The sequence below is a fragment of the Shewanella donghaensis genome (genome assembly GCF_007567505.1).
In the GTDB taxonomy this organism is placed as follows: domain Bacteria; phylum Pseudomonadota; class Gammaproteobacteria; order Enterobacterales; family Shewanellaceae; genus Shewanella; species Shewanella donghaensis.
Map to the genome: position 1 here is coordinate 4,024,347 of NZ_CP041783.1, position 10,727 is coordinate 4,035,073.

Annotated in this window: 10 protein-coding genes; all 10 read right to left on the bottom strand. The window is 40.7% G+C overall.

Annotation, left to right across the window (positions count from 1 at the left end; all coding sequences use genetic code 11):
* Positions 1–49 precede the first annotated feature (49 nt).
* Positions 50–430 carry a DUF4144 family protein gene (locus tag FPK91_RS17205; protein ID WP_144212737.1) on the bottom strand — a complete coding sequence of 127 codons (381 nt, stop codon included), beginning with the start codon at positions 428–430 and terminating at the stop codon, positions 50–52.
* Between the two features lie 33 nt (positions 431–463).
* Positions 464–2,131 carry a DUF342 domain-containing protein gene (locus FPK91_RS17210; protein ID WP_144212740.1) on the bottom strand — a complete coding sequence of 556 codons (1,668 nt, stop codon included), beginning with the start codon at positions 2,129–2,131 and terminating at the stop codon, positions 464–466.
* 196 nt (positions 2,132–2,327) lie between these two features.
* Positions 2,328–3,362: a methyltransferase gene (locus FPK91_RS17215; RefSeq protein WP_144212742.1), complete on the bottom strand. Its 1,035-nt coding sequence runs from the start codon at positions 3,360–3,362 to the stop codon at positions 2,328–2,330.
* A 126-nt stretch (positions 3,363–3,488) separates the two neighbouring features.
* The gene (locus FPK91_RS17220) at positions 3,489–4,955 is read right to left on the bottom strand and encodes an alkaline phosphatase (RefSeq protein ID WP_227006604.1); all 1,467 of its coding nucleotides are present in this window, start codon (positions 4,953–4,955) and stop codon (positions 3,489–3,491) included.
* Positions 4,956–5,017: 62 nt separating this feature from the next.
* Complete coding sequence (gshB, locus tag FPK91_RS17225) at positions 5,018–5,971, bottom strand: glutathione synthase (RefSeq protein ID WP_144212744.1); 954 nt, start codon at positions 5,969–5,971, stop codon at positions 5,018–5,020.
* A gap of 37 nt (positions 5,972–6,008) precedes the next feature.
* Positions 6,009–6,755 carry a 16S rRNA (uracil(1498)-N(3))-methyltransferase gene (gene rsmE / locus FPK91_RS17230; protein WP_144212746.1) on the bottom strand — a complete coding sequence of 249 codons (747 nt, stop codon included), beginning with the start codon at positions 6,753–6,755 and terminating at the stop codon, positions 6,009–6,011.
* Positions 6,756–6,767: 12 nt separating this feature from the next.
* A complete protein-coding gene (locus FPK91_RS17235) occupies positions 6,768–7,505 on the bottom strand; it encodes an endonuclease (RefSeq protein WP_144214527.1) in 738 nt (245 codons plus the stop codon).
* A gap of 239 nt (positions 7,506–7,744) precedes the next feature.
* The gene (locus tag FPK91_RS17240; RefSeq protein WP_144212748.1) at positions 7,745–8,347 is read right to left on the bottom strand and encodes a SprT family zinc-dependent metalloprotease; all 603 of its coding nucleotides are present in this window, start codon (positions 8,345–8,347) and stop codon (positions 7,745–7,747) included.
* Positions 8,348–8,498: 151 nt separating this feature from the next.
* Positions 8,499–9,659, bottom strand: coding sequence for a pyroglutamyl-peptidase I family protein (locus FPK91_RS17245; RefSeq protein WP_144212750.1), 1,161 nt, complete (start codon positions 9,657–9,659; stop codon positions 8,499–8,501).
* A 56-nt stretch (positions 9,660–9,715) separates the two neighbouring features.
* Positions 9,716–10,627 (bottom strand): LysR family transcriptional regulator, encoded by a 912-nt coding sequence (locus FPK91_RS17250; RefSeq protein WP_144212752.1) that lies wholly within the window; start codon positions 10,625–10,627, stop codon positions 9,716–9,718.
* Between the last annotated feature and the right edge of the window lie 100 nt (positions 10,628–10,727).

Genomic DNA, 10,727 nt, shown 5'->3' on the forward strand with positions numbered 1-10,727 from the left:
AGCGGGATATAAATTATGAAGGGCATTTTGCCTCAGTAACTAAGCTGACTCAAGAAAATTCAGAGTCAAGAAACTCAACCGTTTCAATTCCTTGCTTAATCGTACTGAAAGCTAGCTTTGAGCTACAGCAATGGCCATTGAGTTGGGCATGAAGCCTAACGTATTTAATAAAGACGAGAACATCTATTGGCTTAATACTTAAGCTGAGCTGTGGTAATTGCGTGGTCGCTTGATTGCGAAATTCTAATTGGGAGTCGTTTTCAAAGGCAATATCATAGGTATTGCCTTTGGTATCTAAAAGTTGATCGGTTGAATCGAGGATGTGTGGTGTTAGGCAGCAGTACTCGAGCCAATCTCTATCACTTGCAAGGTAGATCAGTTCTTCACAGTCTTGCTGTTTAATGATTGCTGGCCACTGAATCTCTTGCATAGTTACCTTGCGTTCTAAAGGGATAAATTCAGATTAATGAGTGCCGTAATCATAGCTGACTTCGTTATGCACATTTTTAACCTGGCATGGGCCATGCTCTCGTTGAGTACGATTTTGAGCGGGACCAATATGAATCTCTACATTCGCAAAGATGTGTTTTTCAGCTTGAATGCAATATTTATTATAATAACCAGCAACTTCTTGCTCTAAAACTTTAAATTCTAACTCTGATTGCGCTCGTTGATTGGCAATATCTTTTTTTTCATCAAGCATCATTTTTACTTGCTCAATCATACCGGCATCTGTCTGCCATTCTGTTTTAGGCGGAAGCTTTCTCAATCGTGATTCAATATCAAGTCCCGATACCACAAACCTTTTGGCCTTCTCATCGGCTAATTTAACTTCTGCCCGAAGCTCTGATTGGTGCATCGCACAAAATAGTTCGGTTTTTGTTCCTGCTGTTGCACCAAATGCTACAGCAGTAATTCCTTTAGCTGCAGTGGCCTTACCGCCGACAAGATCGCCGCGCTTGGCATTTGGATCACTTACCGTTATTTGACTGTCGGATTGTGAATGACTATGAAGTAATTGTTTGGTGACTAAAATATCGCTTTGGGCGGTAAGATTAGAATATTGCACAAATTGAGCGCATATTTGCCCTTCTGCGGTAATTGAAGTGCTGAGTTGATGCTCTTTGATCAAACGGCCAATGACGCCCTTGCTGACAATGACATCACCTTTTGCTTCAAGGGTTGCTGAATCAACAAAGCCCATAACGGTAATATCACCGCTACTTTTAACATGCATACCTTCATGAACATCACCAGTAATCAAAATGCTGCCTTCAAAATTAACATGACCGTATTTTACATCGACATCTTTGATTTGTAATACATCATCAACCTGCATACCTTGACGGTTTTCGACTGGCTGACCGGGCACTGTAGCGATAAGCAGATTGGGGTTTTCATTATCAAGTTGAGTACCACTTCCTGCTGACATGTTGGCATCTTTACCTTCAACTTGAAGTAATACATCACCATTGACGTTGTAGCCTGGTTCACCCTTTGTAGCAGGGGTTTTTATCATCAATACGTCATTAGGTTTTACCATGATCATGGCCCCCAAGTTACGCATGTCGACTGAGCCGTCTTCTCGCTCTTGAGGTTGCAGTAAGCGTTCTCGGGCCAATGGTACTTGTCTTTTTAAACTTGCATTGATGCCATTAATCGCAGCTTTACCGGTTGCTATCGTGCTACTGCATTTTTCACCAGGGGGAAGAATGGTCAACTGTTGGATTAAGGACTGTATTTTGGGCTTACTGAGTCCCATTTTTATTTTATGAGATTTGAGCGCATTTAAGATCATAGGCAAGGTGGCATCTTTGCCACCATATGCAGAGACTAACGTCATTGAAGCCGACATTTTATCTTCACTGATGTCGATGCTGACTTGACCGTCAACACGTTCAGCAATGGTAAAAAATAGTTCGTGTTTGCCAATATCTTGGCCACATTGGCTATTCACTTCAGCCATTGCTTTAGCAATATTTTGCTCAAGGGGGCGTAACATCGCAAATTCAGGCTGATTAAGTAATTGTTTTATATCGTCTTCATTTACAGGGCCGTGGCTATTGGGGATCAGGCGTAACTCAACTTGAGTTTGATCTACATTAAAAACCGCTAAATTTGACACTAACATACATCACCTTAATCTTAACGCTCTGTATTGGTACATTTTTACTGTGCACAATTAGAAGAACGATACGCCTTTAAAGACGCTTATTATTAGTTTACAAAATGTATCTTTTTTTTAAAGTAAAAACTAGTCTGTTATTGGTTATTTATTAGCTTAATTGAATAATTTTGTAAACGATAGTTTTTGTATTAATTGTTTGTTAATTCTGGAAAAAATATAACTTGTACTTATTGTTTTCTGCGGGAACATTTACTTGACCAAATACTTCAGCAATTGTGTCTGCATAAGGTAAGTTTCGGTTCGCGACAATTTGCCAAACCCCTTTCTTTGCAAGGCATGATGCACTGGATTTGACGAAAGCTTTTGTTATTTGGGTATTCGCCGCTAAACCGTCATGAAAAGGTGGGTTAGCAATGATGCCGTTAAACTGTCCGTTAATTTGATTGAAGCCATCAGATGGGTAAACCTTAGCCTTCATACTATTCGCGGCAAGCGTTAGTTCACAAGCAAGTAATGCCATCGCATTGATATCAATACATTCCATTGCTAAGTCTGGGTTGGCTTTTAATAGTGCAGCACTAATGACGCCAGCTCCACAACCAAAATCAAGCACTCTGCCGCTGAGAGCGGGTAAATGAGATAGCAGTAACTCAGTGCCTTGATCGAGTCGTTTTTCGCTAAACACGCCAACAAGATTACAAATCGTAATATCGCCTTGTGGTGTCGATAATTGATATCGGCTCACCCAGTTATTGATATTAAAAATGGGTGCTTGTTCGACCAATTCAGAAGCAAATAATAAGCAATGACGGGCATTGTCTCTTTTGCTTGGCGCATAAAAGTAATCAGGTAGTAACTTTGCTAATGACTTTACGCCACCTTTGTTTTCACCGACGACAAGTAAGCTGCCGCCTTGCTTTAAATGCTTTGCGGCTAGGTTAAACAGGTAAGGTGCTAGTGGTTTGGCTTTAGGAAAATAGATAACAGCAACATCAAACTGTTTGTCTGCATCACTTGCTGGTAGCTCATGTCCAAAGTGACAACTAAGCCCGTCTTTGTTTTTTTGTGAAACGAGTAGGTGGTGATTGTAATCCAAGGCGAGTGCCGTAACCGTTTTTGCACTATCAAGTAGCTCTGCAGCTAACGTATCTGCTTCGTGATTCAGAATTAAAACATCTTGGTTTTCAATGAATTCAGTATTTCTTAATAAAACTTGAGAAGCGTTAGTGAGCACGTGATTAACCTTTTAAAAAATATTGGCTAGATTATAGCAAAAATGGGCAACAAAAAGGGTGACAAAATTGTCACCCTTTTAGGTTTATATACCCGTGGCTTATTGATTATCTAAACTGAAGAAAAATCACTTTGTTTTTGGCAGTAAACTCATCATCTTAATCGCTATTTCAGTATTATCTTGATGACCGCTAAACAGCCTTGCTCCTGGTCCAGCAGCAAATACTTGTACATCTAATGCGGTATGACCCAGTGAAGTCCAACCGGTATTAGTGCGTAAATCAATAATATTGAGAATGGTTATGTTGAGCTGTTTTTCACCTTGCATACGCGCTGTGTTTAATTGACTAAACTCTGCTTCACTCGCTTCAAAACCGATGAGGTTATTGAAGGTGGCTTTCCAATCATCAGTAGCAATGACTTGCTTAGCAATCTCAGTGGGTGATGCTTGTATTGAGTGGAGTAACTCAGGATTCCATGCATATTCACCATTAGCGCCGATCGAAAGGCCACCAGTATTATGATCTGCAGTGACAACCATAAGGGTGTCTTTATTTTGGCGAACAAACTGCTCCACAACTTCAATCGCATTGGCAAATTCATCCATTTCACCCATAGCAGAAGCGATATCATTTGAATGGCCTGCCCAGTCAATTAAGCTGCCTTCAACCATAAGAATAAAGCCTTGTTCATTTTGTGATAATAAATCCAACGCTTTTTTAGTCAACGTACTCAGTTTATGACCTTGCTTATCATCAATGACCCAAGGTAGTTGTACTGGAGCAAACAGGCCAAGTACTTTTGGCTGTTCGATGCTATCAAGCTGTTCAAACTCGGTTATATGCTGATAGCCTTTTGCCTTAAACTGTTTCAATAACTCTGCTGAGAAGTATTTCTGCCCACCACCGAGTATCACTTCTGCATCACTGTCTAAATATGACTTAGCAATGGCTTCATAATTTCTGCGATGTTCGTTATGGGATAAAAAAGCGGCTGGGGTGGCATGGTTTACTTGGCTGGTTACCGCGACACCAGTGGATAAACCTAATGCTTTGGCTTTTTCCATTATCGTGACAAGTGGCCGCTTATTTTCATCAACAGAAATTGCGCCATTATAGGTTTTAAAGCCTGTGGCTAAAGCTGTAGCCGAAGCTGCTGAATCGGTGACATATCCACTGACTGGTGCTGGGTAGGTACTCGCCATACCAACAAGTAGTCTATCGAATACAGTTTGTTCGATCTCTTCGGTTTCAGGGTTGTCTTTATAATAACGATAAGCCGTTGTATAAGCTGGGCCCATACCATCACCGATCATTATTATCATATTTTTAGGTTTAGCGGGTGTCGTTGCCGGTGTTGAAGTTCTCACCACTGAGGTGATTGGCGCAATGATGTCGGCTTGAGTGTTTTCGCCATTACCAGTTACCGTCTTTTTTGAAGCGACAGGTTTTGATATGGCAGAATTGATATCTTGACTTGCACCGGACGAATTCACATTGCTCGCAGCTTCGGCGATAAGCTCATTAGCAATTGTTGATTGAGAGAAGGTTAAGGTTAACGCAAAAAGCAAACCCAGAGTATTTCGTAGGTGCATGTTTAGTCCCGAAAATTAGCGAAAAATTCGGCAGTAATATAGTAGATTACTGCCGATAGTACTTAAGCTGTTTTATTAATACGTGTTTCAATTGAATCCATTAACATGCCGGTAATATCGACATCGAATGCGGCTTCAATTTCTTTAATACAAGTTGGGCTAGTCACATTGATTTCAGTCAGCTTGTCGCCAATAACGTCAAGACCCACAAATATCAGTCCACGTTTTTTAAGCTCAGGACCTATAGTGCGGGCAATATGCCAATCTGATTCAGATAACGGTTGAGCAACACCTCGGCCACCTGCTGCTAGGTTGCCACGGGTTTCACCTTTTTGTGGAATTCGAGCTAATGAGAAGGGCACAGGTTCACCATCAACCACTAAAATGCGTTTGTCACCTGAAGTGATATCAGGAATAAACGCTTGAACCATAGCGTATTGCTTACCTTCACTGGTTAAGGTTTCAATGATAACGCCTAAGTTTGGGTCATCTTTCTTGACGCGAAAAATTGAGCTACCACCCATACCATCAAGCGGCTTAAGAATGATGTCACCTTTTTCTTTATGGAAGGCGCGGATACGTTGCTCATCTCTGGTTACGATGGTTTCAGGAGTAAACTCAGAGAACCATGCCGTAAAGAGTTTTTCATTGGCATCACGTAAACTTTGTGGTTTATTGACGATCAAAGTGCCTTGTTCTTCTGCACGTTCAAGCATATATGTCGCGTAAATAAATTCAGTATCAAATGGCGGGTCTTTACGCATTAAAATGACATCAAGATCGGCAAGTGGTGTATCGACGCTTTCACCTAATTCAAACCACTTTTCTGGGTTTGCTTCAACGGTTAATGAACGCATGGTGGCAGTTGCCTGACCATTAACCATCGCAAGGTCATTCATTTCCATGTAAAACAATTGATAACCGCGAGCTTGTGCAGCCATTAACATGGCGAAACTAGAATCTTTTTTAATGTTAATGTCACTAATTGGATCCATTACTATGCCGAGCTTAATCATACTTTTATCCTTATATTCTCAATGCGTGCATCATTGATTAACCTATATCACCAAATCTTAGTTGTAATGCGGTGATAGCTGTTAGTGAAGCTGTTTCTGTTCGTAATACTCTTGGACCTAAAAGCACATCGGTAAATAGATGTGTTTCTGTCATGGCTATCTCTTCTTCTGATAGACCGCCTTCAGGACCAATTAATAACCGAACTTTATTATTTTCATTAATACTGTCTAATGTCAGGCCATTAATACCATGAGCTGCTCGTGGATGTAGATTGAGTTTTAATGCTGCCGTTTGCTCTGCACACCACTGACTCAGGGTCATCGCCGGACGGACAATTGGAACGATACTTCGGCCTGATTGCTCACAAGCGCTGATGACAATTTTTTGCCATTGACCTATCTTTTTATCAAGACGTTCGCCACTAAGTTTTACACCACAACGATCTGAAAACAATGGGGTAATGGTACTGACACCCAATTCCACCGATTTTTGAATGGTAAAATCCATTCTGTCGCCCCTAGAGATAACCTGGCCTAGGTGTAAATCTAGTGGTGACTCTGAATTATTCTCAGTTTTAGAGATAATTTCTACGGTAACATTTTTCTTATTGGCACTGATGATGTTGGCCAAGTAGTCATAACTATCACCAGTAAATAAACTGATTTGATCACCTTCAACCATACGAAGTACACGACCAATGTGGGCAGCGCCATCTTCATCAAGTTTAACTTGTTGATTGAGCGCTAGTTCATTGACTGGCTGATAAATTCTTGGAACTCGCATAAATAACAATCCTTAATCAATGAGGCCGAGAGTCTGACATTGTTTTAATACAGTTTGATTATGGTTACCCTGTTTATTGGCAATAAGTCGATCTCGGTAACATTCTGTGATATCAACTGGATAAGATTTATCCCAAGCTTGAAATAAACGTTTCTGACTTGAAGAAATCGACAATCCATAAGTTGCTTGCATGTAAAAATAGGTTCTGGCAATCGCTCCACGACTTTGCTTTGGTGGTTGTACTTTACGGCCTTTAAAGTCAACTACCATATCACATTGGCCATATTGAGTAGCGTTTCCGTTCCACTCACTAAAGCGGTAATTACTCCTATCACCATTCACTTCACCCACTGCTGGAGTTAAGTTGTGTAGGTCAGACTCCATTCTTTTGAATTCAGGGCTGGTTTTACCGCAATTTTTTCTGCCGCCATCTTGCCAACATTGCAGCTGATGGCCAAACTCCCATGCTGGAACCACATGTTCCCATTCTATTCTGTTAGCTCTGGGAATTTGTTTTCTAACTTGATAACCACAGCTATCTAGATTTGGCTTCCACTGTTTACCAACGACATTAATATCGCAACCACAGTAAAAACTGGTCATTGGCAGAGAGCTACTATAAATCTTTTGCGCTATTTTTTTCGCACTTCTAAAGCTACTTGGGTGTTCAGCTGCGTTAATGGTTGTAGAAGTTAATAAGCACGCGAATACGACGAACAACCATAATGGTTGTAATACAAGTTTTGACATTTGTGGCACAAGCTACCCTAAATTATTATATACGGCACAGGTGTTATACGGGTGGTATATCCTGATATTTGCGAAGGATGGTAAGGGATTGAAACTAGGGATGCAATTAATTGTGAAATAAGAATGTTTGCGGGTAATTATCATCAAATAAGCGATGGTATGAGTTCAGCTAAAGCTTTTTAATTATCGAGATTAGATGCGGAATAGGTAAATGATAAGAGTTCTAACATAGGGCTTAATTAAGTTGATTGTTTGCCTATAAGAACTTGAGCACACCGTTTACAACGGTATTGAGTTTGATTACGAACAACTTTGTTGTGGCGCCTAATACTGAGCATAACAGGGCCGCAATGACATTGATATTGGAACTGTTTACCAGCGACAGAGTGAGTATTCAGTTGATGAGTGGTATCTGCGGGAATGTTAAAAACCCCATTCATTATTTGTTGCCATTCAACGCCATGAGGTTTTACTCTGCCGAATAATTGAAAACAAATAAGGTGGCTGATTTCATGGGGAACAACTTGGGTGATAAAGTCATCAATATTTTCTTCTAATAATACGGGGTTAAAACGCAATTTGTTGAGTTGCAAGTGAGCAGTACCGGCACTTTTCCCTCTCAAGCTAAATAGAATACTTGGGCGGGTAAATTTTCGCTCTAGCTGTTGTTCTGCTAATTGATAATCAGATTCTATCTTTAATAATACGTGTTGTTGAGCTTCTGTTTTTGGCAATGCGACCTCAGCCTCTTTTATAGGTTTGATGTCACCTATCCACCGGGTCGCTTTTGAGGTTGAAGTGGTAGGCTTAGATGCTTTGCGAGAAAATAGGGATTTGAACATAATGAGATTAATCTTTTAAACTAAATATCGCTGCTGAAAAGCTGATAATAGCATTATCAGCGCGACATTATTATTAGCACGTTGAGTGTATCGCATTAACCTTGCCGGTTATTTACCGCTTTTTGTCAAAGCTAGTAATCATGAGCCTTGGCTACAACTCACCCGCTGCTAGCTTGACCATTTCACGTATTTGCTCAACCATCTTCCATTCTAGTTCAGCATCAAATCCAGCTACCCTAGGCGTATGAATATGTCCGACAGGTAAAGTCCTGCCAAACTGTTGCTTCAATAAAATACTGCGATAAGAAATCTCGTTAGATAAATAGCCGCCGCCAGAACCTTCAACTGACTTTTCATTCGCAAGTTCATATATGGATTTAGCATTAAATTGCCCTTTGCTAACGGTTGTCACCTGATGATTGTCATTAATAGACCAATCGCCTTGAGCCTTTTGCATTGCAGCTACAGGGAGTGAAAACTCAACAAACTCTGAACCATTAAGTGTTCCGCCATTAAACAGAGGGGCAATCGGCTTTGACTTACTAGCGCCAGTATAAACATTTAAATTATCAGGTGCTGCTGCGCTCCGAGCTCTGGCAGGAAAGCGTTCTATATCAAAATCATCACGGCCCATACTGACCGTGAAAATCATATCGATGCTATTATCGCGGTACATTGGCGTGAGTAGTGACTCGATAATGCCATTATCAAAATCAGCAAAACGCACTGGGATCATCACAGTTTCGATTTGAGCTTGTTTACCATTAACGTTAAAAGTCACGCCATCTAAAGCTAAAGCTGTTAATCCTGATGGGTTACTTTGGTCAATATGTTTATCTAAAAAGAAGGGATCGAAACCGGTAAGCAAAATTTTAATCTGAGTTTCAGGTAAGAAGTGAACATCACTTAAGCCTCGTGAAGATTTCTCGAAGGCTTTTATCAAAATGTCACGCTGCCACGGAACCATGTTATATCCAGCGTTTGCTGTTTTCAGTGTCTCGCGAATGGCAAGACGGCTCCAATATAGTGCGCGGTCATCATGTTGACCTGACTGTACGTCGGCAACTGCTTGTTGCCAAAGTAGGGTACCTTGTAATGCCACCATTTGCGTAATAGCTAGCTCATCAGTTGAACCTGCGAGTTTATTATTTAAGGTGCTATTAAAGTTTTCATAACGATTAACCACATCTCCCAGTGAGCTTAATGCTGTGGGTAAGCGTAATTCTTCGGCATCTCTTTCCATATTGATGGTTTGAGCAACTGTCGGCATTGCAGTTATTAAGGCTGCAGCGATAAGCAAAGGCTTGAACATTACTATTCCTTTAGGATGTTTTGTTATTATTAGACTAATTTAACACGGCTTTGTGGCTAATTCATTATTGATTGTAATGACTCTTGGCTAGCATAGCGTTTAGCAATAAAATCTAGAAATGCACTAATGTTACTGGCCAATTGTTTGCGACTAGAATAAACCCCATAAACTTTAAAAGGCTCCATTGGCCATTCTTGTAATAAGGGCACTAATGTCCCGGCTGCCAGTTCTTGTTTACAGCTAGTATTTGAAAGCATGGCAATACCAAAGTCATCTTGCGCAAGACGTTTTACCATGCCTGCACTATTAACCCGGACTTTACGCTTAAAGGTTGCCATGGTTTTACGGCTTCCTTTGCCAACAGGCCAAATAGGTGCAGATAAGCTGGTGCCTAATAATATACCGCTATGGAGTGAAAGTTCTTGAGGCGTAGCAGGAGTACCTGATTTTTTGAGATATCCTGGACTTGCGACTAGAATAGGTTGGCGTTCAAATAGAAGGCGCGCGACAAGGTCTGAAGATTCAAGCGGGCCATACTTAATGGCAATGTCATATCCTTCACCCACTAAACCGACATTACTATCGGTAAATTGAACATCGAGTTCGATATTGGGATAAAGACGCATAAAGCTACTACATAAACTAGCAAATACGTCTTGTGAAAATGACACTGGAATAGCAATACGTAATGAACCAGAAATATCAGAGTGGGTGTTTTCCACAACCGCTTTTGCAGCATCAATCTCTTGGCTGATGGTGTCGCAATGCTGGAAAAACAATGCACCGACTTGAGTCAGGCTTAAATTACGGGTGTCACGTTGCAGCAAACGCACCCCAAGCTGCTCTTCTAATTGAGCGACTTTGCGACTAATGGTTGATTTTGGTTGACCAATATCTCTTGCGGCTTGGGAAAAGCCTTTTGCTCTAACTACTGCTGCAAACAGCATCATACCGTTTAAATCAGGCACTTTAGCCTCACTGTCTCAAAAATGGAACAAAGCGTCTTCAATAGTTTAATGGTAATTAGACAGGGAACAAAGTTATATTTACCGACTAAAAATTTTAGAG

What these genes read in the sequence shown, in the direction of transcription:
- FPK91_RS17205 (WP_144212737.1), bottom strand. Translation starts at nt 430, where the DNA reads ATGCAAGAGATTCAGTGGCCAGCAATCATTAAACAGCAAGACTGTGAA.
- FPK91_RS17210 (WP_144212740.1), bottom strand. Translation starts at nt 2,131, where the DNA reads ATGTTAGTGTCAAATTTAGCGGTTTTTAATGTAGATCAAACTCAAGTT.
- FPK91_RS17220 (WP_227006604.1), bottom strand. Translation starts at nt 4,955, where the DNA reads ATGCACCTACGAAATACTCTGGGTTTGCTTTTTGCGTTAACCTTAACC.
- gshB (WP_144212744.1), bottom strand. Translation starts at nt 5,971, where the DNA reads ATGATTAAGCTCGGCATAGTAATGGATCCAATTAGTGACATTAACATT.
- rsmE (WP_144212746.1), bottom strand. Translation starts at nt 6,755, where the DNA reads ATGCGAGTTCCAAGAATTTATCAGCCAGTCAATGAACTAGCGCTCAAT.
- FPK91_RS17235 (WP_144214527.1), bottom strand. Translation starts at nt 7,505, where the DNA reads ATGTCAAAACTTGTATTACAACCATTATGGTTGTTCGTCGTATTCGCG.
- FPK91_RS17240 (WP_144212748.1), bottom strand. Translation starts at nt 8,347, where the DNA reads ATGTTCAAATCCCTATTTTCTCGCAAAGCATCTAAGCCTACCACTTCA.
- FPK91_RS17245 (WP_144212750.1), bottom strand. Translation starts at nt 9,659, where the DNA reads ATGTTCAAGCCTTTGCTTATCGCTGCAGCCTTAATAACTGCAATGCCG.